The sequence below is a fragment of the Companilactobacillus nodensis DSM 19682 = JCM 14932 = NBRC 107160 genome (genome assembly GCF_000615905.1).
In the GTDB taxonomy this organism is placed as follows: Bacteria; Bacillota; Bacilli; order Lactobacillales; family Lactobacillaceae; genus Companilactobacillus; species Companilactobacillus nodensis.
In genome coordinates this window covers 18,063-42,117 of the sequence record NZ_BAMN01000011.1, presented here as the reverse complement: position 1 = coordinate 42,117, position 24,055 = coordinate 18,063, and the positions used below count along the sequence as shown (strand labels likewise).

General features: G+C 35.0%; 29 protein-coding genes and 1 pseudogene. 21 read left to right on the top strand and 9 right to left on the bottom strand.

The window, feature by feature from the left end; translation table 11 throughout:
• Window positions 1–20: 20 nt before the first annotated feature.
• Window positions 21–1,558 (top strand): annotated as a pseudogene (yjeM, locus tag JCM14932_RS15120) (glutamate/gamma-aminobutyrate family transporter YjeM).
• A gap of 58 nt (window positions 1,559–1,616) precedes the next feature.
• Here yjeM and glyA read toward each other — a convergent pair.
• The 4 genes from glyA to JCM14932_RS08925 form a co-directional block, all read right to left on the bottom strand.
• Entirely contained in the window at window positions 1,617–2,846 is a 1,230-nt protein-coding gene (gene glyA / locus JCM14932_RS08940; RefSeq protein ID WP_025024578.1) for a serine hydroxymethyltransferase, read from the bottom strand.
• 13 nt (window positions 2,847–2,859) lie between these two features.
• The gene (locus JCM14932_RS08935) at window positions 2,860–3,678 is read right to left on the bottom strand and encodes a DNA/RNA non-specific endonuclease (protein WP_025024577.1); all 819 of its coding nucleotides are present in this window, start codon (window positions 3,676–3,678) and stop codon (window positions 2,860–2,862) included.
• A gap of 144 nt (window positions 3,679–3,822) precedes the next feature.
• Window positions 3,823–4,740, bottom strand: coding sequence for a zinc metalloprotease HtpX (gene htpX, locus JCM14932_RS08930; protein ID WP_025024576.1), 918 nt, complete (start codon window positions 4,738–4,740; stop codon window positions 3,823–3,825).
• A gap of 11 nt (window positions 4,741–4,751) precedes the next feature.
• A complete protein-coding gene (locus JCM14932_RS08925; RefSeq protein ID WP_025024575.1) occupies window positions 4,752–5,300 on the bottom strand; it encodes a LemA family protein in 549 nt (182 codons plus the stop codon).
• Between the two features lie 183 nt (window positions 5,301–5,483).
• Here JCM14932_RS08925 and JCM14932_RS08920 point away from each other — a divergent pair, with 183 nt between their 5' ends.
• The 6 genes from JCM14932_RS08920 (at window position 5,484) to JCM14932_RS08895 (ending at window position 12,189) form a co-directional block, all read left to right on the top strand.
• Window positions 5,484–6,602: a serine hydrolase domain-containing protein gene (locus JCM14932_RS08920; protein ID WP_025024574.1), complete on the top strand. Its 1,119-nt coding sequence runs from the start codon at window positions 5,484–5,486 to the stop codon at window positions 6,600–6,602.
• Window positions 6,603–6,787: 185 nt separating this feature from the next.
• Window positions 6,788–7,612, top strand: coding sequence for an aldo/keto reductase (locus JCM14932_RS08915; protein ID WP_025024573.1), 825 nt, complete (start codon window positions 6,788–6,790; stop codon window positions 7,610–7,612).
• Window positions 7,613–7,849: 237 nt separating this feature from the next.
• Window positions 7,850–9,622: an oleate hydratase gene (locus JCM14932_RS08910; RefSeq protein ID WP_025024572.1), complete on the top strand. Its 1,773-nt coding sequence runs from the start codon at window positions 7,850–7,852 to the stop codon at window positions 9,620–9,622.
• A 179-nt stretch (window positions 9,623–9,801) separates the two neighbouring features.
• Window positions 9,802–9,936 carry a DUF5945 family protein gene (locus JCM14932_RS17195; protein ID WP_235700575.1) on the top strand — a complete coding sequence of 45 codons (135 nt, stop codon included), beginning with the start codon at window positions 9,802–9,804 and terminating at the stop codon, window positions 9,934–9,936.
• 85 nt (window positions 9,937–10,021) lie between these two features.
• On the top strand, window positions 10,022–10,402 hold the full coding sequence (locus tag JCM14932_RS08900; RefSeq protein ID WP_025024571.1) for a VOC family protein: 381 nt from the start codon (window positions 10,022–10,024) through the stop codon (window positions 10,400–10,402).
• Window positions 10,403–10,425: 23 nt separating this feature from the next.
• The gene (locus tag JCM14932_RS08895; RefSeq protein WP_025024570.1) at window positions 10,426–12,189 is read left to right on the top strand and encodes a hypothetical protein; all 1,764 of its coding nucleotides are present in this window, start codon (window positions 10,426–10,428) and stop codon (window positions 12,187–12,189) included.
• A gap of 207 nt (window positions 12,190–12,396) precedes the next feature.
• On the opposite strand, the gene JCM14932_RS08890 is transcribed toward JCM14932_RS08895, so the two are convergent.
• The 4 genes from JCM14932_RS08890 to JCM14932_RS16785 form a co-directional block, all read right to left on the bottom strand.
• Window positions 12,397–13,527, bottom strand: a complete 1,131-nt coding sequence (locus JCM14932_RS08890; protein ID WP_025024569.1) for a site-specific integrase — start codon at window positions 13,525–13,527, stop codon at window positions 12,397–12,399.
• A 128-nt stretch (window positions 13,528–13,655) separates the two neighbouring features.
• The gene (locus JCM14932_RS16790; protein ID WP_025024568.1) at window positions 13,656–14,285 is read right to left on the bottom strand and encodes a hypothetical protein; all 630 of its coding nucleotides are present in this window, start codon (window positions 14,283–14,285) and stop codon (window positions 13,656–13,658) included.
• A gap of 36 nt (window positions 14,286–14,321) precedes the next feature.
• Window positions 14,322–14,780: a hypothetical protein gene (locus tag JCM14932_RS08880; protein WP_025024567.1), complete on the bottom strand. Its 459-nt coding sequence runs from the start codon at window positions 14,778–14,780 to the stop codon at window positions 14,322–14,324.
• A gap of 4 nt (window positions 14,781–14,784) precedes the next feature.
• Window positions 14,785–15,117 (bottom strand): helix-turn-helix domain-containing protein, encoded by a 333-nt coding sequence (locus tag JCM14932_RS16785; protein ID WP_025024566.1) that lies wholly within the window; start codon window positions 15,115–15,117, stop codon window positions 14,785–14,787.
• Window positions 15,118–15,383: 266 nt separating this feature from the next.
• Here JCM14932_RS16785 and JCM14932_RS08870 point away from each other — a divergent pair, with 266 nt between their 5' ends.
• Window positions 15,384–15,605, top strand: a complete 222-nt coding sequence (locus JCM14932_RS08870; protein ID WP_025024565.1) for a hypothetical protein — start codon at window positions 15,384–15,386, stop codon at window positions 15,603–15,605.
• Between the two features lie 38 nt (window positions 15,606–15,643).
• Here JCM14932_RS08870 and JCM14932_RS08865 read toward each other — a convergent pair whose 3' ends face one another.
• Entirely contained in the window at window positions 15,644–15,838 is a 195-nt protein-coding gene (locus JCM14932_RS08865; RefSeq protein WP_025024564.1) for a hypothetical protein, read from the bottom strand.
• A 63-nt stretch (window positions 15,839–15,901) separates the two neighbouring features.
• On the opposite strand from JCM14932_RS08865, the gene JCM14932_RS08860 reads away from it, so the two are divergent.
• From JCM14932_RS08860 to JCM14932_RS08800, 13 genes are all read left to right on the top strand, one after another.
• Complete coding sequence (locus tag JCM14932_RS08860; RefSeq protein WP_025024563.1) at window positions 15,902–16,225, top strand: DUF771 domain-containing protein; 324 nt, start codon at window positions 15,902–15,904, stop codon at window positions 16,223–16,225.
• A 5-nt stretch (window positions 16,226–16,230) separates the two neighbouring features.
• Window positions 16,231–16,386, top strand: coding sequence for a hypothetical protein (locus tag JCM14932_RS16585; RefSeq protein WP_155832107.1), 156 nt, complete (start codon window positions 16,231–16,233; stop codon window positions 16,384–16,386).
• A gap of 82 nt (window positions 16,387–16,468) precedes the next feature.
• A complete protein-coding gene (locus tag JCM14932_RS08850; RefSeq protein ID WP_025024562.1) occupies window positions 16,469–16,771 on the top strand; it encodes a hypothetical protein in 303 nt (100 codons plus the stop codon).
• Entirely contained in the window at window positions 16,752–17,000 is a 249-nt protein-coding gene (locus JCM14932_RS08845; RefSeq protein ID WP_025024561.1) for a hypothetical protein, read from the top strand. The genes JCM14932_RS08850 and JCM14932_RS08845 overlap by 20 nt, the downstream gene beginning before the upstream one ends.
• Entirely contained in the window at window positions 16,997–17,497 is a 501-nt protein-coding gene (locus JCM14932_RS16000) for an HNH endonuclease (RefSeq protein WP_025024560.1), read from the top strand. The genes JCM14932_RS08845 and JCM14932_RS16000 overlap by 4 nt, the downstream gene beginning before the upstream one ends.
• Before the next feature lie 76 nt (window positions 17,498–17,573).
• Window positions 17,574–18,740: an SNF2-related protein gene (locus tag JCM14932_RS15110; protein WP_235700574.1), complete on the top strand. Its 1,167-nt coding sequence runs from the start codon at window positions 17,574–17,576 to the stop codon at window positions 18,738–18,740.
• Window positions 18,737–19,054, top strand: coding sequence for a hypothetical protein (locus JCM14932_RS08830; RefSeq protein WP_025024559.1), 318 nt, complete (start codon window positions 18,737–18,739; stop codon window positions 19,052–19,054). The genes JCM14932_RS15110 and JCM14932_RS08830 overlap by 4 nt, the downstream gene beginning before the upstream one ends.
• Window positions 19,051–19,389: a hypothetical protein gene (locus JCM14932_RS15105; RefSeq protein ID WP_025024558.1), complete on the top strand. Its 339-nt coding sequence runs from the start codon at window positions 19,051–19,053 to the stop codon at window positions 19,387–19,389. Before JCM14932_RS08830 ends, JCM14932_RS15105 begins: the two co-directional genes overlap by 4 nt.
• A complete protein-coding gene (locus JCM14932_RS16580) occupies window positions 19,386–19,523 on the top strand; it encodes a hypothetical protein (RefSeq protein WP_155832106.1) in 138 nt (45 codons plus the stop codon). The genes JCM14932_RS15105 and JCM14932_RS16580 overlap by 4 nt, the downstream gene beginning before the upstream one ends.
• A complete protein-coding gene (locus tag JCM14932_RS08815) occupies window positions 19,520–21,319 on the top strand; it encodes an AAA family ATPase (protein WP_025024557.1) in 1,800 nt (599 codons plus the stop codon). The genes JCM14932_RS16580 and JCM14932_RS08815 overlap by 4 nt, the downstream gene beginning before the upstream one ends.
• A 61-nt stretch (window positions 21,320–21,380) precedes the next feature.
• Window positions 21,381–21,869, top strand: a complete 489-nt coding sequence (locus JCM14932_RS08810) for a DUF669 domain-containing protein (protein WP_025024556.1) — start codon at window positions 21,381–21,383, stop codon at window positions 21,867–21,869.
• 64 nt (window positions 21,870–21,933) lie between these two features.
• The gene (locus tag JCM14932_RS08805) at window positions 21,934–23,664 is read left to right on the top strand and encodes a DNA polymerase (RefSeq protein ID WP_025024555.1); all 1,731 of its coding nucleotides are present in this window, start codon (window positions 21,934–21,936) and stop codon (window positions 23,662–23,664) included.
• Window positions 23,661–23,867 carry a hypothetical protein gene (locus JCM14932_RS08800; protein WP_025024554.1) on the top strand — a complete coding sequence of 69 codons (207 nt, stop codon included), beginning with the start codon at window positions 23,661–23,663 and terminating at the stop codon, window positions 23,865–23,867. The genes JCM14932_RS08805 and JCM14932_RS08800 overlap by 4 nt, the downstream gene beginning before the upstream one ends.
• Window positions 23,868–24,055 lie beyond the last annotated feature (188 nt).

Genomic DNA, 24,055 nt, shown 5'->3' with positions numbered 1-24,055 from the left:
AAAATAAGGGGATTATAAAAATGGATGATGGTAATTCGACCAAGAAAACCATTACGTTATTTGGTTTAATAATGATGATTTTCTCGGCGATTTTCGGATTCGCTAACACAACTGTTGCTTATGAACAGATGGGATTAGCAAGTATTATTTGGTACGTATTTGCGGCTGTATTCTTCTTCCTGCCAGCAGGATTTATGATGGCCGAATATGGTTCTGCCTTTAACGAAGCTAAAGGTGGTATCTATTCTTGGATCGAAGGAGCCGTAGGACCAAAGATTGCCTTTACCGGTACATTTATCTGGCTAGCTTCTTGGGAAGTATGGTTGGTCTCCACTTCAACAAAGGTGTGGATTCCACTGTCAACAGCCTTCGCAGGTCATGATACAACTCAATCTTGGGGCGTGTTGGGACTAAGTGGAACACAAGTTATTGGTATTTTAGGACTTTTATGGATCATCTTTGTCACAGCCTTCTCAAGTATGGGAATGGATAAGATTTCCAAAGTTTCAAACTTTGGTGGTATTATGACAATTGCTCTAAATGGTATTTTTTTCATTTTGAGTTTGATCTTATTATTCACGACAGGATTCCACACAGCTGAACCTATTACAGGTATGAACACATTTATTCACTCAGCTAACCCTGCCTTTGCTTCACCAATCGGAATGGTTTCATTCATCGTTTATGCAATCTTCGCATATGGTGGTATGGAATCAATGGGTGCCGTTACTGATAGTATGAAGAACCCTAAGCGTGACTTCCCGCGTGGTATTTTGATTTCAGCTGTTGTTATTGCTATTACATACTCACTAACAATTCTTATGTGGGGTATTAGTACTAACTGGAACCAAATTTTAGGTAAGTCAAATGTTACTTGGGTAATATTACCTACGTTATGATGAGTAACTTAGGTTACCAATTCGCTGACAGCATCGGTTGGAGCCATGCAGCCGCAATTACGACTGGTCAATGGCTAGCTAGATTTACTGGTTTTGATATGTTCGTCTTGTACATGGGAGCATTCTTCGTTCTAGCATATTCACCATTGAAGTCATTTATCTTAGGTACACCTAAGGACTTCTGGCCTGAAAAAGTTACTAAGTTGAACAAACATGGTATGCCAGCTAACGCAATGTGGATTCAAGCCGCAGTTGTTGGTATTATGGTTGTTTTAATTGCTTTCGGTGGTAGAAATGCCAAGGAACTATATAATGTTTTGACGTTGATGGCTAACGTTTCTACAACTATTCCATATCTATTCTTAGTTGGAGCATATCCATTCTTTAACCGGAATGATAAAATCGAAAAACCATATGTCTTCTTTAAGAACAAGACAGCGATGTGGACAGTTTCAATTGTTGTCTTCGTTGTTCTTGCTCTAGCAGTCGTCTTCACGTTGGTACAACCAATCATTGAGCATGCATACATGGATGCCTTCTGGACTATTATTGGACCAGTTGTCTTCGGTGTAATCGCAATATTGATGTTTAGTAGATATGAACGTAAAGAAAAAGCTAAACAAGCAGAAGATAATGATTCGGATGCTAAATTAGGATAAAAATTAAGGACAAAACTCATTTTGAGTTTTGCCCCTTTTTTGTGGAAAAATTTAATTTTTATTTAATAGGATGTTTGTCAGTAAGTGCCTTAGTGCGTGCATCCAATTCCTTGAGCTTATCAGCATCATTATGATACTTGATAGCTTCAACGATGATCTGTGCAACTTCAGCACAATCTTCTTCATTGAATCCACGTGAAGTAATAGCAGGTGTTCCTAAACGAAGACCTGATGTGTACTTAGGTGGCAATGGATCATTAGGAATGGCTTCCTTGTTAGATGTGATGTGAATTGTATCAAGTAAGTCTTGGACTTCCATACCATTCATATCTGTGCCAGTAAGAACAACATTTAGCAGGTGATTGTCTGTACCACCAGTTAGGACTGATAAGTCTTCGGAGTCGTTGATTACTTTTGCCATTGTGGCAGCATTTTTAACAACTTGCTCCATATAGTCTTTGAATTGTGGTTGCAAGTCTTCACCAAAAGCAACGGCCTTAGCAGCAATAACGTGTTCTAGTGGTCCACCTTGTGTTCCAGGGAAGATGGCAGAATTGATTTTCTTGCCAAGCTCTTTTTTGGCGATGATCATACCACCACGAGGACCTCTAAGTGTTTTGTGGGTAGTAGTTGTAACGATGTCAGCTACACCAACTGGAGTAGGGTGTAGACCAACAGCAACTAGGCCAGCGATATGAGCCATGTCGACCATCAATAATGCATCAACGGATTCAGCAATTTGTTTGAATCGATTGAAGTCGATAATGCGACTGTATGCTGAAGCACCGGCGACGATTAACTTAGGCTTAACTTCTTCGGCAATTTTTTGAACATCATCGTAATCAATGAAGCCATCAGCATTAACACCATATGAATGGAATTGATACATCTTACCTGAGAAGTTGACTTTTGAACCGTGAGTCAAATGTCCACCAGCATTAAGATCCATACCAAGAACTGAGTCACCAGGTTTTAGAACAGCTTGATAGGCAGCAGCGTTAGCTTGTGAACCAGAATGTGGTTGAACATTAACGTATTCTGCGTTAAATAGTTTTTTGGCACGTTCGATAGCAAGTGTCTCGATTTGGTCGATATATTCACAACCACCGTAGTAACGTTTGCCAGGATAACCTTCGGCATACTTGTTAGTTAAGACGGAACCTTGAGCCTTTCTAACATTGTCAGAAACGATATTTTCAGAAGCAATCAATTCGATATTACGATTTTGACGATCTTCTTCTTTACCAATTAAATCAAAAATTTCTTTATCACCTGAACTATATTGCATTCAAAGCATCTCCTTAATTGTTATTGACCACACTAGTACCGGTGGAGTAATTAATTGTTACTCCACTTTCAATGTTAAAAATATAAACATTGAACGAAACTTGTCCATCTGCATTTCCTTGACTATCGAGTGATTCAGCCATCATCTGAACCCCACGAGCAACTAATTCATTTCCACGATAGATTGGTTTGACACGATATCGAATGAAATTATTGGGATTCTGTTTCAAGTAATATGCAATGTCGTTTTCATGTTTTAACATTTCTGGAGAATTCAATGATCTTGTACCGGTCATTAAGTTCTTAGGATTGTTATTTTGACCAGTTAGTTGATAACCGATCAGATGAGAACGATTGTAGAGCCAGCCGGTTTTGAGCTTCTTATTATGCCATCCAGTTGGATTGACATATAAGGGTTCACGTTTAGCAGTTGGCGTTAAGCTTTTGCTTAGTAAGGCATCCGCCTGAATCGCACGGTTTAGATTGTCTAAATTAGCGAAACTCTGCCAAGCACCATTCGTGATGCTCAAATCTGAATTGGTAAAAGTAGGCTTATTGTTGTTCACTTCAATTTCTTGCTGATTCTGGTAATCTTGATAATTCAAATTGGCCAGATCAGTTGATGCATCGGTTTTTGCTTTTTCCTCTTGCCTTGGATTATCTCCAGTTTTTGGAGTACTTCCTTGATAATTCTCGTAAGCACCCGATCCACCAACAATGATCAACAATAATCCCAATGAAACCAGACGATGATGGACACGTTTCTTTGGTTTCGTCATAAATGTGGTGAATAGAACTATGACCCCTAATAGGATCAGTAATAACATATACATAAAATTTCCCCTCAACCCAAAGATTTATAATAAAATCTTCAACTGTAATTTTATCATACAACACTAGTATTTCTTAGCCGGAAGACTGGTAAATTAGTAATTCAATATGCAAATAAAAAAGATTCAATCAAAAAGGATTGAATCTTACATGAAAGTCTTCTTCAGTGCCTCAATTCGATCATCCAATGGCGGATGTGTATCAAATAGACCTGAAAAATGTTTTTTCTTTTTATTTGGGTCATCGATGTACAATGCGGAACTGGCATCATCAACTTTTTTCATCGGCTGTGTACTGGATTTTAACTTTTCTAAGGCGTTGATCAATCCTTGTGGGTTACGAGTCAGTTCAGCACCAGAAACATCAGCCAGATACTCACGATTACGAGAGACAGCTAACTGAACTAAACTGGCGATGAATGGTCCCAGTATCATGAAGATGATACCGATCAACCATAGAGCAGCACGGACAGCTAACCAGCCGCCATTGTTTGAGTCACGGTCGTCTCTATTGAATGGCAATACCAAACGATAGGCGTTACCGATCAAATAGCTCAAGAAGATAATGACGGAGGATAAGGCTAGTGAAATAGTCGATACGCGAATATCGTAGTTTTTAACATGAGATATTTCGTGAGCCAAAACACCTTCTAATTCTTCACGATTCATTATCTTGTATAAGCCACTCGTGACAGCAACGGCTGCATGTTGTGGATCACGTCCAGTTGCGAAGGCATTGGGACTGTCATCATTGATGATATAAATATCAGGTAGAGGGATGTCAGCGACCATCGACAGATCTTCAACGATATGCCACAGATCAGGTGCCTCCTCAGCTGAATTTAGTTTTTTGGCACCATTCATCTGCATAACAATACTGGTTGATTGGAAGTAAGTTATCAGCGTATAAACTAGGGCAACAACTAGAGCAATAATGATACCGGCCCAGATGTTGTCCATGAAGAAATCACCAATGAAGCTTCCAATACCAGCAAGGATAATGAAGAAGAATGTAAAAATAAAATAAGTCTTACGCTTATTTCGATCAATTTGCTGGTAGATCATAATTTAACTCCCTAGAATTTAACTTTAGGGGCTTCTTTTTCTGCTTCAGGAATTTGTAAGAAGTCCATTTCTTTAAATCCATGAATTTTTGCAACCATATTTCTTGGGAAAGTTTGAATTGCTGTATCGTAAGCTTGAACTTGGCTGTTATAAGCTTGGCGAGCATAGGCAACTTTGTTTTCTGTGTTTGATAATTCTTCCATTAACTTACCGAATTCTTGGTTGGCCTTTAAGTCAGGATAATTTTCAGCTAAGGCAAAGACTTGTCTCAATACGCCAGTAAGTTGGTTATCAGCGTCAACTTTTTCTTGTAATGAATCGGCGTTGGCAACACTATTTCTAAGTTCAACTACTTTAGAAAGTGTTTCTTTTTCATGAGTAGCATAACCCTTAACTGTTTCTACCAAGTTTGGAATCAAATCAGTACGACGTTTCAATTGAACATCAATTTGTGAACTGAACTCACGGGCACGATTGCGATACTTAACTAAGCCGTTGTACATGGCTGCATAAGCAATCACTAGTAAAACAATAATAACAACAATAATAATTGTGGTCATAAATTTCTCCTTTTAGCTTTTATTAAACCTAATTCTACCATATCTGCATATAGGAGCCTATAATTCAATACTATGGACAAATTGGATATTTAGGCAATATTACTATTTGAATAATTTAAAATAATTTATAATTTGATTGATAAAAGAAATATAATTATAAATGATCTACAGAGAGGTGTAACTATGAGAAATAGAATTAAAGTAGGGTTGATTTCATTGCTATGCTTTATTTTATTGATGCCCACCTTGCCTCTAATACCCATCAGTGCTGATGATACGACAGGCGCTAATCAATCAACTGATACGAGTAAAAATATCGATCAAGATGCATTTGCTAGCAAAGTCGACAATTTATTAACGCAAAAAGATTTTTCTGGAACAATTTTGGTAGTCAAAGATGGCAAAGTTATTTATGAAACCAGCCGTGGTTATTCTAACTTTGGCAAGGGTCGAATGAATATTGATAATACTACTTATGAGATAGATTCAATTCAAAAATCTCTGACAGCTGCTATGATCATGAAGCAGGTTGAAAAGGGCAAGTTGAGTTTGAACGATAAGTTGCATAAGTTCTATCCTTCGATACCAGGTAGTAAGAAGATAACGATACGTCAAATGTTGGATATGAAGTCAGGATTGATAATGGCTAATCAAATCGGTCCCTCGTCAGTAATGTCGGATGATCATATTCTACAAAATGATATTAAGAAATTACATTTTTCGGAACTTCACTATAATAGGTGGTATTATTCTCCAATTAATTTCAATCTATTAAGTGGAATTCTAGAGAAGACAACGGGTAAGTCATATCGCTATATGTTCACTAAGACTTATATTGATAAGTTAGATTTGAAGCATACTATTTTTGCTTATGACAAGTCGCCTGAAATTGAAAAAGCTGCTGGATATAGCAATGTTGATCCACTTTCACCGAAGGCGGATTATCATCGAGCATTCAGAACTAACAGTTACTATACATATGATGAATTGGGAACTGGTCAGGTTTATATGAGTGCATTAGATCTGTATAAGGCTGAACATTATATTGTTGCTGGCAATCTTCTATCCAAGAAATCAAAAAGAGAATTGTTCAAAGCAGGCAGCAGTAGTCTGTATGGCGGTGGTTTCTACAATGGTCGCAATAATAAGTTCGCTAACGGTTGGGGTTACGGTTTCCAAACGGTCGTTCATATTTCTGACAATGGTAAGGATTCAGTCGTAGTATTGGAAAATTATCAAAGATTAGCCGCTGATATTAAGCCAACTGCCTCACAAATTTTTGGTATGTTAAATAATAATTAGCTATTTGGTTGGGAAACGTGTATTATTAATAGAGCAGGTAGCCTACCTGCATAAGGGTCATCTTACACATTCCAAAGATTTACTGTAAGGTGACTTTCAAGACTTTCTGTCACGGATTGATGGAAGGTCTTTTTTTGTGCAATTTTTTTGTTTGGTGTAACTTATTCATGAGGAGGATCGTATTCATGTATAAATTAAATGATGGTCAAATTATTCCTGAAATTGGTTTTGGGACATACAAGTTAAATGGTAACAAGGGTGCTCAAAGTATTGTGTCAGCTATTAACAATGGTTATCGGATGCTTGATACAGCGTATAATTATGAAAACGAAGGAGCTGTTGGTCGTGCAATTGCTAGTGCACCCGTTCAACGGACCGAATTAACAGTGACATCAAAATTACCTGGTCGTTATTATCACTATGATGATGCAATTGAACGAATTCAAGAATCACTCTATCGTGCACATCTAGATTACTTCGATCTCTATTTACTACATTGGCCTAATCCCAAGCGTGACATGTATGTCGAAGCTTGGAATGCTTTGATCGATGCACAGAAGTTTGGATTGGTTAAGTCAATTGGTGTCTGCAACTTTTTACCAGAACACTTGGATCGATTAGAAAAGGAAACTGGCGTAATTCCAGCAGTTAACCAAATAGAATTACATCCATATTTCAATCAAAAAGATATGCGTAAGTATGATTCTGAGCACGGCATTGTGACAATGGATTGGAGTCCACTGGGCCGTGCCAGTTCAGTTTTGAAAGATCCAACTTTGGTTGAATTAGCCAAAAAGTATGACAAATCAGTTGGTCAACTTATCTTGAGATGGGAACATCAACTTGATACATTACCAATTCCTAAGTCAGCACATCCAAGCAGACAATTAGATAATATTGATATTTTTGACTTCAAGATTTCTGATGAGGACATGCAGAGGATCAATGGTCTAACCAAAATTGATGGCAGAACCAAGAATCAAGATCCTGCTGAATATGAGGAATTCTAGCCTATAAATATTCAGTATAATGAAAATTATTAATAATTAGTTATTTGGAGAGCAGAGTTAATACTCAATTCTGCTCTTTTTGTGTATTAAAAGTCGGGGTCAAAAAGTAATAAATAATTAATCAAAAATAGAATCAATATTTTCATATATTTTTATTGTAGTTTTAATGTATTGGAACTATATTGTATGTGTAAACACTTACAATACGTGTTAATCATAATTCAAGAGGTGGTTCTTATGTATAGAAGTAACGGTAATTATGAAGCATTTGCACATCCAATGAAGCCAGAAGGTGTCGACAATAAGTCAGCATACATTGTTGGCTCTGGATTAGCTGGTTTGGCTGCTGCAACGTTCCTTGTACGTGATGGTCAAATGAAAGGCGACAAGATTCATGTCCTTGAAGAACTAGGACTTCCCGGTGGAAGTATGGACGGAATTTGGAACGAACAAAAAGGCTACATTATCCGTGGTGGTAGAGAAATGGAACCTCACTTCGAAACACTTTGGGATTTGTTCAGATCAATTCCAACACTTGAAGATCCTAGTGTTTCAATTTTGGATGAATTCTATTGGTTGAATAAGAAAGATCCAAGTTATTCAAGTGGTAGAGCTATTCAAAACCAAGGCAAGGCAATCGATACACCTGACAAATTGACTTTGACACCTAAGGCAGTTCAAGAATTATTAGATTTGGTTTTAACACCTGAAAAAGATCTAGATGATAAGAGAATTGATGAAGTATTCACAGAAGAATTCTTCAAGTCAAACTTCTGGCTATACTGGTCAACAATGTTTGCCTTTGAACCATGGGCAAGTGCTATGGAAATGAGACGTTATTTGATGAGATTCGTTCACCATATCGACTCATTGCCAAACCTATCATCATTGAGATTTACAAAATACAATCAATATGAATCATTGATTTTGCCAATCGTTAAGTTCCTAGAAGGCAAAGGAGTTCACTTCGTATACAATACTCATGTTGAAAATATTGAAGTTGATACTTCAAATAATGAAAAGGTTGCTAAGAAGATCGATATGACGACTGATGGCAAGGACGCCTCAGTTGATCTAACTGAAAATGATTTGGTCTTCGTAACTAACGGTTCAATTACTGAAAGTACAACATACGGTGATCAAACACATCCGGCACCAACAGAACATGAGTTGGGTGATAGCTGGAAGCTATGGGAGAACTTGGCAAAACAAGACCCAGCATTCGGTCACCCAGATAAGTTCTGTAAGAATATTCCTGATGCTAACTGGGTAATTTCCGGAACGATTACTTTGACAGACGACGAAGCAGTTCCTTACATTGAGAAGATCAGTAAGAAAGATCCACACAGTGGTTCGATCGTAACAAGTGGTCCAGTAAGTATTAAGGATTCAAACTGGCTATACGGTTATTCAATCAGTCGTCAACCACACTTCAAGGCCCAAAAGCCTAATGAATTAGTTGTTTGGGTATATGGATTGTTCTCAGACAAACCTGGTAACTTCGTCAACAAGAAGATTACTGAGTGTTCTGGTGAAGAATTATGTGAAGAGTGGCTATATCACATTGGTGTTCCTACTGACAAGATCAAGGACATCGCTGAAAACCACGCAAGTACAATTCCAGCACATATGCCATATATCACTTCATACTTCATGCCTAGAAAAGTTGGAGATCGTCCATTGGTAGTGCCAGAAGGTTCAAAGAACTTGGCATTTATTGGTAACTTCTCTGAAACTGAACGTGACACAGTCTTCACAACTGAGTACTCAGTACGTACAGCTATGGAAGCTGTCTACACATTGTTAGACGTTGATCGTGGAGTTCCTGAAGTATTTGCTTCAGCCTTTGATGCACGTGTATTGATGAAGGCTGTATACTACTTGAATGATCAAAAAGGTTTGAAAGATGTCAAACTTCCATTCAAGGAACGTATTGTTGAGAAACAAGTTCTCGAGAAGATCCATGGAACATACATCGAGGAATTGTTGAAAGAAGCAAAGCTTCTATAATTTGAATGTATTTAACGAAAGCAATCTCAATCGAGGTTGCTTTTTTGTATTGTCTGGGCAAATAACTAATCAAAAGTTTCGGAAGGTCGTAAACTGCAGTTATCAAGATGTGAACTTGACATTCTCGATAAAGCTAGTATAGTTAGAAATTAAAAATTCGAACGTGGAGGTAAACAAGTATGAAAAAATATGCTGTTTCAATGGATAAAAAGAAACATCTGTTTACCGTCGTAGAGAAAAATAATAAAAATGTTTCTGCATGCGGTAAATCGATCGAAGAGGCCGTTAATAAATTAATTAAAAAAAGCACATGAATAAATTAAAGTGGTGATTCTCTTAGTTGAGAATCACCACTTTTTTGTTACACTTAAACCACGACAAATTATCTGGAGGAGAGCCATGAAAAAAGGAATCGAATTGGATATGGTAGTTTCTGATGCAATGACAGCATTAGAAACTTTTGGAAAAGTATTTAAAGTTGAGATTCTGGAAGTTCAAAGTACCGCTAAAGAAAATGATACGGTCTTAGTTGATATGGATGGGATGCACATTCATTTTTTAAGTAAAAATGAAGAAGTTGGATTTAAAGTTCCAACTAGTACTCCGGAATCCATGTGGGTCAATGTGATTGTTGATGACATTGAAAAAACTAAGAATGCTGCAGTCGATGCAGGATTTGAATTAGTCATTCCGATTACTAAAGAACCATATGAAGGCATGCTATACATGCTTTTGAAAGATAAAGATAATTATCAGTGGATGGTTTATGAAGCAGAATAAAATTTAGTTATGGGGGATGAAGCATGTTTTTACTATTTATATTACTGACACTTGAATTTACAATATTATCGTATTTTCCATTTGTGTATGCATTGGTCAAGAATAAAAATTCCAAATTAGGCGTGCAATTACATATTGTGATTCAGATAGGTTTGTTCTTGGTTTCGTTATTTGTTGTTTATTTTATGGGACCTGATCAAACTTGGAAATCGGTTTTAGAGAACAATCTATTGATGCTAGCGATATCCGCAGCTTTGCATGGTGTTGTTTTAGCAATTTCCAAACGTTCGACACATAGATTCGAAGGAAAACTTTTGTTTACTGCAGTAGGCTCGGCTCTGGCATTAGGTGTTGTAATAGTTGTGATTATTATAGCCGGTTATGCAACGACTAAATCAGTTGCTAAAATTACTGATGTGACTGAGAACTCAACGACTAAGAATGCACCGATGCCACTTATCAACTCGAAAAGTAAAGAAGTTCCAGTCGTTAATTCGTATAAGACGGTTCGTAATCAAATGCAAAATTCGTTGTCGAATGTTCCAGATTCAAATGTTTACTCGTTGAATCACGCACGAGTTCAGTTTTATCACAACAAGTTAGTTTATGTTTCACCGTTGGATTTTGATGGTTCATTCTTTAGATATAACCATTATAAAAAGGTGCCCGGGTACTTTATTGTTGACGCGACTTCTAAGAATGCAAAACCAAAATTCATTAGTAAGAGTATGAGATATACTCCTTCGGCATACTTTGGACATGATGCTGGACGTAAAATTTACGCTTCAATCGTTGGACGTGGTTTAGTGATTTCTGGCAGTGCACCACAACTTGAGATCAATGAATCGGGTCATCCTTATTATGTGCAAACTTTATACAAACAGTATGGGATGTCGAAGCGAAAGAATTATCGAAAAATTTATGTAGCCGTTTTAGATTCAGTCACTGGTAAAGTAAATATTTATAAACAAGGTGAACAACCAAAATGGGTCGATGTTACTTTTGATCCTAATATTGCGAGTGACAAGATTTATTCTTATGCGACTGAACGTAATGGTTGGTGGAATGCTCATGGGTTCGGTGGTTCACGTCTGGGAGTTATGAAATCAGTTGATAATGTTGGTACTGAAGGTAAAGAGGACGTCTTCACACCGATTGCCTACAAGAAGGATATTTATTATTTCACTTCAATGACAAGTAATAATAAGAAGCAGACTTCAGTCTTAGGATACATGTACGTTAATGCTAAGACCGGTAAGACTTATTACTATCGTGAAGAGGCTGACGCGATGACACCTAATCGTGCTGACAGTTTGGCTGAAAATCGGATGAAACAAACACAATGGAAAGCTAATATGCCATTGCTATACCGTATCGACGGTAAGCCAACTTGGGTTGTTTCGATGATCGATGATAATGGTGCCTTCATGTCGTATGTCTATCTGCTAGCAAATGGGAATGGTACTCAAGATACTGTTGCTGTGGGAACGGATGCTAAGTCTACCTTGCAGAAGTATCGTAATTTGTTTAATTCTGACTTGGGTACAGCAAGTTCTTCATATTCAGGTAAGAAGCAGAAGTTTAGCGGCACTATTAAGCGTGTAGTTAAGGTTAATAATAGTGAAGTTGCTTTCTTGATGAATGATAATGAGAATGTCTTCTATGCTTCAATCAAGGATTATCCTCGAAATATGTTTGTTCAAAGTGGGGACGAAGTTAGTTTTACTGGTTATAAAGATGGTAAGACAGTTGTCGTTGTTAAGGATATTAGTAATAAGAGTCTATAAAGAAATGCTATTAGCAATTTTGCTAATAGCATTTCTTGATTTCACAATAAAATTAGACACTAAAAAAGCCGCAGACACACGGTCTACGACTTTACTAGTATTACAATAATTCACAAACTATCACCCGTATGGGAATATATAGCCGACCTAAACGACTGGTATCACTGACTTTCTAACTTGTTTGTGCCCTATTTGTGCCCCAAAATATTATCCTAAGTTTTTATCTAATATTTGGTTAGTTTTTTCTTCTTGTTCTTTCTTACCATTTTGAAGAAGGTGAGCATAAGTGCTTAAAGTTATAGCTATATTCTTGTGACCTAATCTTTGAGAGACATAAGCTATATCTACGCCGTGAGAAATTAGAATTGATGCGTGTGTATGTCGTAATCCATGGAAAGTGATAATAGGGAATATCTCCAGTTTTTTTAATTTATCCGATAAAGCCTGATTGGCAGCACTATCAGAAATGATATTAAAATTAGAATTTTTGAATACTAGATTCTGTTCGTCTCTGTATCCCTTTTTTAAAAATAGCTCTTGTTGTTCTTTTTTTAGTTGTTTAAGTATTGTTATGAGTGAATTTGAAATAGCAATTTCACGATCAGAAGTTTCAGTTTTTACCTTTTTGAAATCCTGAACTTTTGAATAATCAAATCCATGTTTAATATAAACAGTTTTCTTTTTAAAATGAACATTATCCCATGTCAATCCAGAAACTTCACCAATACGACATCCAGTCATTAATGAAAATATTATCTCATAATTAACCATCTTATTCATTGAAGCATGTTTTAAACAATCTGATTTTAAGGCTTTAGCATCATTTTCATTGATGTATTTGGCTTCCTCAGATTTACTTGCTTTTTGACTTGCTATAGTAACGCCGTGAGTAAAGTCAGTATAAATAATACGTTCTTGAATAGCATCTTGAACAATTGCCCGAATTCGACTATTTAATTTAGATATGCTCTCTTTGACGTGAGTTTTACCATACGTGTTAAGCATCTTTTGATATTCCATTTTGGTAACATCTTTTAATTTTGTATCTTTAAAATGATTTTCAATTTCAACGGGTATTAAAGAATATATATAATAGCTATGCTCAGTAATATTTCCTTTTTTATAAGTTTCTATCCATTCTTTTGAATAATCTACAAATGAAACATTTTCTTTTTTTGAAATGCCTGACTGAAGGTGTTTCGTCTCTACATCAATACCTGCTATTTTAGCTTCTTTTGAAGTGGAAAATCCAGATTTAGATATTGATTTACGTTTACCTTCAGAATCATAGTATTTGACTCTATACGTCCAAGTTTTGCCACGTTTATATACTTCCATGAGTATTCCTCCAGTATGGTATACTAAAGGAGCTAAATGGTGGGATTTTTAGCCCGTTTAGTATAGATTTCGTTTAAGTCACATCCTGAACTTTGGTCGGTTGGGGGATGTGGCTTTTTTATTTTGTCTTATTTTAATTTAGGTAATGAATCATTTTGCCAATATTCGTCAACAAATACTGGTATTTTAGTAGAATCAAAGTTTTTAACGTTTAGATCATTCAATTTTGAACCATTAATTTTAGCAGTAGCTACAATTTCATCTTTTGTATTGCCACCCGAATCTGTCATTGGTAACTTTGCAAACATTTCAATATTTGATAATTGATTGTAATCAAATTTTTGTTTTGTCGTTTTTAAAATGTCAGTCATTTCCATAAGAATTCCACGAACAGCCATTTTCTCAGTGATTGCAGATTTGAGTTTGAAGTTAACAGTTGCAACACTTTTCCCGCTATCATCGGGTGATATTGAGATACTTTCGTATTTAATATTTTGCGAATTATTGGTAATGGCTTTTTTATAAGTATTACTTGTTAATTCTAATGGTAGTGTTTCTTTTTTCTTCTTTGATTTTTCTTTAGCCTTAGGTTTTACAGTTTCTTGCTTAGTAGTAGATTTATCACTACTTGAATTATTATCTTTTGACGGATTTAAACTTCCATAAGCCCATAATACAAAAACTACAACACCCCAAAACCAAATCCTTTTATAAAAGGGTTTCTTCTTATTGCTATCTTCTTTCTTTCCCTTAACCATACCTATTCCTCCAAGAAATTCAGCTTTTTAAGTCAGTCAGATTTTGGACATAGTTAAACCATTATTAAGATTGAATTTATAGCCTTTATATGTGAAGTCAATTCCACGTTTTATACGATAAGTGTCAATGGCTTTCCACATGTAAGATTCAGACACTTCAAAGAAGTCTGACATTTCCCAAGGCGTTCTAATTCCGGCTTGATAGCAAGCTATGATGCTATCCAAATCAACAATCAAACAGTAACCACGTTGACGTGCTTTACGTTCTTGATTTAGGTCATCAGCAGTTTTGTATTTGCTAATATTACCAACTGTAGTTTGAACATGTCCTATTTCTTCACCAACATGCTGTAGTGTGTCAGTGAATCCACACCTGGTGGTTAGAAAGACATTGTTACCAACGGTTAAAGCATCTAACCCTGGTGGCATGTCGGTTTTATAAACAAAATTAATATTTGATTCATATTTATTAATTGTACGTTCAAGTCTATTCATCCAATCAGTCTTTCTTATTATCTTTAGTAATAAAGTCAATATATTTTGTAATTTGTTCTAATTGTTCTGGTGTCACATTGTCATCTAAGTGAGCTGCTATAGTTTTTACATTATTATCTTTTTTTACTTTAGATTCATCATGATCGTTTACATGTCCCAAAATTAAATAATCAGGTGTCGTACCGAGATATTTAGCCACACGAACTAATTTATCTGTAGGTGCGCTATCTTTCCATTTACGTAAACTACCATTACTAAATCCTAAATCCATTTCAATTTGACGAATAGAAATTTTTTTCAGTTTAGCTACACGCTGAATATGTTGATATACCGTCATTTTCTTGCATCCATTTCTAAGCACAATCTAAATATAGACTATAAATCTAAATTAAAGTATTGACTTATAGACTACAGGTCTATATAATTGCACTTGTAAGTTGATTGAGAGTATTAAAAACCTATCGTAATTCCTAATGTATTAGCTTTGGCGGGCAAATAAAGGAATAACGGTGTTCTTTAATATGCTTTCATTATAGACTATCAGTCTATTTTTGCAAGAGATATGTCGACCAACTTACTAAATTATATAAGGTGGTGAATGTATTGATTTATGAAACAATTCAAAACATTGCTAAGAAGAAGAATATTCCAATTAGAAAAATCGAAACTGATTTGGGATTTAGCAATGGAACCATTAGAAAATGGGACACGTCACAAACTATTTCTATTAAGAGAGTGAAAGCAGTTGCCAATTATTTGAAGGTTGATCCATACACACTTCTATTAGTTGGTATTGATATGAATCAAATTAAGGTGGGTGATTAAAAAAAAACACCCTACCTTAAAAGTAGGATGTTGAATTCCTAAAAATGATAGTTATTAACTTCATGATAAAAATTTTTGTACATATCCATATAATTTTTAACACTTTGTTTTGGACCATCATCTTCATACGCTTTGCGGTTAACACTCCAATCTCTTTCGAGCCATGCAATTGTCAAATCATGAGCGATTTGTTCGTTTGATGGATGTGGAGCATTAGGATTTGTTCTATCCAAAAAAATCACCTCCAATATATCTGATTTAACTAAATTATAACATTTGAGAAAGGAGTTTAAATTATGCCACAGACAATTAAGGCTGAAGTAATTATGGAAGTCCCATCTGATCAAGTAATAATTACTAAAACAGAATTTAATGAGTATCAAGAATTAAAAGATGATGGTAAATGGTGGACTTCCAAAGATGTTGAACAACGATACAACCACAAAATGGATTGGTTCAAACAAAAAATCTTGTATGTTCCCAAGTTTAAAAAGATTTTAGATTCCAAGAATGGTGGGTCTGTTCACTATTCCGATACTGATGATGGAAGATATTGGAGCTTTGAACCAAAACGATTCAAAAAATTTATGGAAGATAATTTTGCTGAAATTAATGGGTGATGAAGATGATAGGATGGACAATTTTAGTTTCAATTGTAAGTTCAGTTACAACTTACTTATTTATGAAATATAAAACGTTGGAAAATATCATTTTGAATCTAACTGACTTTACTCAAGAAGATATCCAAAAGTTGAAAGGTTTGATCAGATGGAAATTCTAAAAGGAATATTTTTACTTTTGATTGCTGTGGTTGTTTCAGCGTTAACAATTAAATTTATTAACAGTAATCGGAGGTAATGAATTTGGCAATATATGACTTATACAAAATGACTTCAGATGTTAAATATCCCCCGGAGTGGGTTCAGTTAAGACGAGAAATCGAAGAATGGTCAAGAAATTATGAATCACCATTCAATGAAATTCCTTGTATGACTTCTAATTATCAATCTTTAAAAAATGCAATTTATATACCAATTAAATTGGCTTTAGGACTTAAAACCATTAATGACATTGAAACATGGCAAGTTCCTAAAGCAAGAAGAATATTTTATGAAATTCGTGAAATATGTGAAGGAGTTGATCCAGATGATATATCAAAATACTGACAGTCCCAAGCTTGATAAAGCATTAGATCGTTACACAAAAATTTGTAAGAAAATTGGTCGTTACGATTATCAGATTGAAAGTGGTTTAGCTGAACTTTATTGGAACTCTGCTAATAAACAATTGGAAGACCAAGTGTATGAATTGAAAAGCTATCGTGCAGTTTTGGAAAGTCAAAAAGCTCAAGCCGAAGCCAGATTATTCAAAGCCTTTGGTGAACAGTATTCATGAAAGAAATTAAAGGATTTGAAAAATTATATGCGGTTACTAAAGATGGACGAGTTTACTCACTGATAACTACATCAAGTAGAAGAAAGGGTTTATTAAAAACGTATAAAGACGGCGGTTATTTAAAAGTCAACCTTTACGATAAAAACGGTAAATGTTCTAAAAAGTTTGTTCATAGATTAGTAGCACAAACATATTTGAATAATCCAAGTCGATTACAAATTGTTAACCATTTAGACGGTGACAAAGAAAACAATTCCATTGAAAATCTTGAATGGACTACTCAAAAGAAAAATATTAATCACTCATTTATTCATGGTTTAGAACATAGATCTGTAGCTACTCAAATTGATAATACTATCTATCCAAATATGAAAATAGCTAGTTTAACAATAGGTTTTAAGTCATTTCGTATTGCATATGAACGAAGAAAACGAGGGAATGAATTTTACTTAGGAAAACATTCAATAAAGTGTGGTGATGCAATTGTCCAAGATTAAGTTATTCAAACATCAAGAAGATGTATTAAATCAGACCGAACCATATAACAGGGTAGCTTATTACTTGGATATGTGAATGGGTTTAGGGAAAACATTTGTTGGTTCTGAAAAACTTTGGGAATTAAATACACCTTTTAATTTAGTAATTTGCCAAAAGTCCAAGATTCAAGATTGGATAGATCACTTCAATGAATATTATTCAGATGATTATCAAGTTATTAGGTATTCAAAACAACCAATTCAAACGATTCCTGAAGATTCGATTTTGGTTGTGAACTATGAAACAGCTTGGAGAAGACCAGAATTATTGAAGCTAAGAAACTTTACTTTAATGCTTGATGAATCTTCCAAGATTAAAAATGAACGCTCTAATCAATCTAAATTCATTCTTAAATTAAAACCTGATAACGTGATTTTACTTTCCGGTACACCAACGGGTGGAAAGTACGAGGAGCTTTGGAGCCAACTTCACTTGTTAGGATGGAACATCAAGAAGAAAGTATTTCTAAATCAATACACTATCCAAGAGTGGGATGAGATTATGGGTCATTTCAAGATAGTTGGATATCAGCATACCGACCGACTTATTAAGAAACTACATCAACATGGTGCAGTTTTCATGAAATCCAACGAAGTATTCGATTTACCAAAACAAAACGAGATTTATATTAAGTGTAAAACTACCACGGATTACAAGACTTTTGCGAGAGATCACTACGCAATTAAAAACGATAAAGAAATTGTTGGTGATACAGCAGCTACCGCCAAATTATATTTACGCCAGTTTGCAGGTGTATGGAATAAACATAAATTGGACCAGGTTGAAGATTTAATTTCTAGTACCAACGATCGTTTGATAATTTTCTACAACTTCAAAGCCGAATATGAAGAACTGTTAAAGATATGTCAGAAATTAAATAAGCCAGTATCAACCATGAACGGTTCTTTAAAGGATATGGATAACTATGAGAACAAAAGCAACAGTGTTTCATTGATTCAATACCAGGCGGGTGCCATGGGTCTAAATCTTCAAAAAGCTAACAAGATTATTTATTTCACACTTACAGACAAATCAGAACTATTTGAGCAATCCAAGAAACGTATTCATAGAATCGGTCAAGACAAACCATGTTTTTACTATTATTTACTGACTGATGGGAGTGTTGAATGGCGAATGCTTGAAGTTCTTAAAATGCGTAAAGATTACACGGATAAATTATTTGAAAAGGAGAACAACTTATGAACGAATTAACCGAGTTTGAACAAGCCAACCTACCTTTAATTACTGGCTATGTGGCTTTAAAGAAAACTATTGATGAGTATTCAGCACAAAAAAAGAAGCTCGAAAATGAGCTTAAAGAACAGATGGAAAAATATGATGTTAAGTCAATTGATAACAGTGTTTTGAAAGCCACATTAGTAGCTGGTTCAGAATCAAAAAGCGTTGATCTAAAGAAATTTAAAAAGAATGAACCAGATGAGTATTTAGCATTAATGGTTGATTATCCAAAGAAAACGGTACGTAAACCATCATTAAGAATCACGGTGAAGAAATGAAATTATCTGAAGGTGAGTTTCAAAAGAAGGTTATTAAATATCTTAAAGATAATGATGTTTGGTTTGTTAAGTACTGGGGTGGGTCCAAATTTACTAAAGAAGGTGTTCCGGATATCCTAGCGTGCATTAATGGCGAATTTCATGGAATAGAACTTAAATCGGATGGAACTAGCTACAACGAAACAGTGCTTCAAGCTAGAAGTTTAGCGGGTATCAATGCTAACGGTGGTTCAGGTTACGTTCTAAGACCTACCAAAACACCTAATCCCAAGCATCCAGAATTTGATTACTATTGTTTAAATTTTAAGCAATGGAAGGAACGGTGGTTTGAATGAATAAACGTCAAAAAAAGAAACAACGTAAAAAGGCCATCTTGGAACTTCAAAAGAAAGCTGACGCACTTTCTAAAGACATGAATGACTTCATTAGTAAGTTATCTGAAGCGTTTAAATGGGGTGATGATGATTGACAAGATACAGTTATTCACGTGTGGACTTGTGGCACAAATGCCCATATCACTACAAAGCACGGTACATAGATAAGTTGATTGAGATACCCAAATTAGATGCTAATAGCCCTTTAATTTTAGGTCATGCACTTCATAAAGGATTGGAATCGGGCGAGAAAGCAATGGAGAAAGATTATTTTGATTCATTCCCATTAATCACTAATGACCAGGTAAATGAAATGATGAAATTACAAATCTTGTTGCCAAAAGTGAATGATATTTTGGATAACTTCAAAGATTGTAAGTTTCAACATGAATACCCAATCATCACTAAAGACTTCATTGGATTTGCTGATTTAATAATTACTGTACCTGATGGAACATCAACTGTTATTGATTTTAAATATTCCAATCACGTTGAAAACTATTTGGAATCCGGACAACTTCACTTGTATAAGTATTACCTGGAAAAGTTAGGATTCAATATCAAACATCTTGGATATATCTTCATTCCCAAAACTGGTATTAAACAGAAACAAACGGAAAGTTTATATCAGTTTAGAAAGCGACTTACTGAAGAAGTGTCTAAATCAGAACCGGAACTAGTACCTATTAAATACGACCAAATGAACGTTTTATATTTTCAAAACACAATCAAAGAAATTGAAGCAGCTACTGAATATCCAAAGAATGTTGATCACTGTTTTAGTTGTATGCCGAGATTTGCACCAAATTATTTAAATGCTATTCAAAATGAAAAAGGAGAAATTTTAATGCAATTACCAAAGAATGAACGTCGCAAGAAACAAATGGATTTGAAACCAGACATCTGGCTTTATGCGGATTCTTATGTTGGAAAAACAACTTTTATGGATCAGTTTGATGATGTCTTAATGCTGAACACTGATGGTAATACCGACAATATTACAAGTCCCGTTTTACCAATCCAAGATGAGGTTAAAAAGGAAGGACGAATGACTAAACGTAAGTTAGCTTGGGAAACATTCCTGGAAGTTGTTCAAACCTTAGAAGTTAGCAATACGGAGCATTATCAAACAATCGTTATCGATTTGATGGAAGACCTTCGTGAAGCATGTCGTACTTACATTATGGATAAATTCAATTGGGAGCATGAAAGTGATGGAACTTATGGTAAAGGTTGGAGCATGGTAACTAAGGAATTTGACAATGCTATCAAGCGTTTAAAAGCGGTTGGACTTCAGATTGTTTATATCAGTCGTGAATTAAGAAACGATATTACTTTAAAAAATGGATCAGTTAGAACTACATTCCAACCAAATATTGATGCCAAAACTGCTAACTTCCTAACCGGTACCGTTGATATCACTATGAGAGCTTATGTTAACGACAGTGATGAACATCTATTGATGCTCCAGAAACAACCAAATGTTTTTGGTGGTGGTCGCTTTAATTTCAAGGTTAAAGAAGTTCCACTTGAAAAAGATGCATTCATTGAAGCACTTAAAGATGCACAACCAAAGGATGCTGAACGTCCTAAGACTAAATCCGAACAAAAACCAGTCCAGGAACAACCTGAATCAACCGAAAACACGAACGAAGAAGAACCCGAAAAACCTAAGCGCAAGCGTAGAACTAAAAAGGCTGAAGAACCTGCTGAAGAGGATGCACCTAAACGTAAGCGCCGTACACGAAAGCCATCAACTGATGACGAAGATAGCCAAACACCTCCTGGTGAAGACGATGAAGAAATAACTGAATCAGAATCCGAACCAGAACCTGAAGAAGCACCTAAACCACGTCGTAGACGTAGAAGAACAGCAAAGAAGGAAGATTAATTATGGAAATAGATGAATACTTAGATTCAATTGAAAACACTGAAAGCGAGGATGCTAAATAATGTCTGAAGAAAATTATAACTGGAATAAATTTGATAAAGCGGTAGATGTGGACGAAATTAAAAAGGACATCAAGGATGCCGAAGATAATTCTGGAGATTATCCTGAAATTCCTGATGATACTTATGAGGTAAGTGTCGCTCAAATGGAATTGAAAGAATCAAAGAAAGGTGATCCAATGCTTTCAATTCGATACAAGATTGAGTCGGGAGAATATAAAGGAAGCCTGATTTTCTATAACGGAGTAATGCAACCAAACAGTCAATATGTTGGTTTACAAATTCATAATAATGACGAAATGCTTCGTAGTTTGGGAGTGTTTGAAGATGATGAAGTTGAATTTAACGGATTCAAAGATTATGCAGATTTGATTATGGATATTGCCGAAGAAGTTTCTGATAACGATGAGTATCATTATGAGTTAGAACAAACAACTAATAAGAAAAACAAAGATTTCAAGGATTTGAAGATTCTTAAATTATTGGATTAATCATTCAGTGCAGTATCACTTAAAACAATGCCGAATGGGTGCAATGCCCAAGTAATAAAGTGAGGTGATCGAAATCTTATTTTATGATTTTGAATGTTTTGTAAAGGATTGGTTGGTAGTCATCCTTGATTCTGATAACCGTTCAAAGACGGTAATCGTTAATGATACGGATCGATTCATTAATTACTATCACAAACATAAAAATGATATTTGGGTAGGTTTTAATAGTCGCCACTACGATCAATATATTGCTAAAGCCATCATTGCCGGTTTTACACCGCAAGAAATGAATGATTGGATTATTAACCAAGATAGAATGGGTTGGCAATTTAGCAAACAACTATATAAAATTCAGTTTTTAACCTTTGATATCAATACAATTCGTGGTCAATCATTAAAGCAGCTTGAAGGTTTTATGGGTGATGATGTTGAGGAATCAAAGATTGATTTTACTATTAAACGTAAATTAACCAATGACGAACTTGATGAAGTAATTAAATATTGTACTCATGACGTTGAAGAAACTATCAATGTTTTTACTGAAAGAATTGAAGAGTTTGAAACCACCTTAGGTTTAATCAAAACATTTAATCTTCCTATTAAATATATTGGAAAAACTAAAGCTCAGTTGTCAGCAATTATTCTTGATGCACAACAACCAAAAATAGAACGTGATGATGAAATGGATTTCAGTTTTCCCGAAACTATGCAGATTGATAAATACAATGATGTCGTTGAATTCTATGAAACTGCTGATGATTATGAACAAAGTTATATCCGTGAGGTTGCAGGTGTTAAACATATTTTTGCCTGGGGTGGGTTACACGGAGCCAAAGAAAATTATCACGCTAAAGGAACAATTATCAATGTTGATGTTGGTAGTTACTACCCCACAATCATGGTTAATTACGGTTATGTCAGTAGAAATATTTCTAATCCAAAGAAGTTCGCCGAAATTCTTAAAACCAGATTGGAATACAAGGCAAAAAAGGACCCCCGGCAAGGTCCTTATAAAATTGTTCTTAATTCTACTTATGGAGCGACCAAAGATAAATACAATGGTCTATTTGATCCACGTCAAGCTAACAATGTATGTGTTTGTGGAATGATGTTGCTACTTAATTTGATTGAAAAATTAGAACCATACGTTGAACTTATCCAATCAAACACTGATGGTTTGTACGTTCGATTATTGGATAATAGTTACTTCGATAAGGTTGATGATATTTGTTACGAGTGGGAACAGCGTACTGGCATGGGATTAGAGTTTAAATATTTTGATGAGGTCATTCAAAAGGACGTCAACAATTACATCATGATTGATCATGAATCAGGTTATGTTAAAACCAAAGGTTCTTATGTTAAAGGATTGAATAACTTAGATTATGACCTTCCAATAATCAATAAGGCAATAGTCAAGTATTTTACTGATGGAATACCAGTTAAACAAACCATTGAAGATTGTGATGATTTACATCAATTTCAGAAGGTTGTGAAGTTAAGTTACAAATATGATGGAGCGGCACTTGGATATGACACATCTACTGGTCAACACAAACTAGTCAAAAAAATACCTGGTAAAGTTCAGCGTGTTTTCGCAAGCACTGACCAGGATGATTTACAACTATTCAAATTAAAAAATGGTTCATTAGAAAAGATTGGGTTTGTTCCAAAACACGGTTTTATTGATAACGGAAATGTCAAAAATAAAAAAGTCCCCCCCTCATTAGATAGAGAGTGGTACATCAGATTAGCCCAATCAAGAGTGAAAGACTTTGAAGGTCATGAGCAATGAATATATTTGTAGTTTTAGTTAATGAAGATAATAAACATTGGAAGATTATGACTAGAGCAAGATCAAGTTTTCACCAAAGATTATGCACTTATGACACACATGAAGGTGCTGAAAAAGCAATATTTAATATGAGTTATCGTTTTCCAGAGAAAGCACAATTTAAAATCGTTGAATATGGAGAAATTGAAAAAGGAATGAAATAAAAATTAAGGCTGGCAAGATTTATATCAATGATATTGAAATTAATAATATTTCAGATATTTCTATTAATGATCAATCAGATGGCAACATTAGAATTGGAATTACATTTTTAAGTAAGGCTGAGGGCAATTCTGATGATTGAAATAATTACAAGAATAATTTTTAGTATTATACTATTCGCTTTATTTTT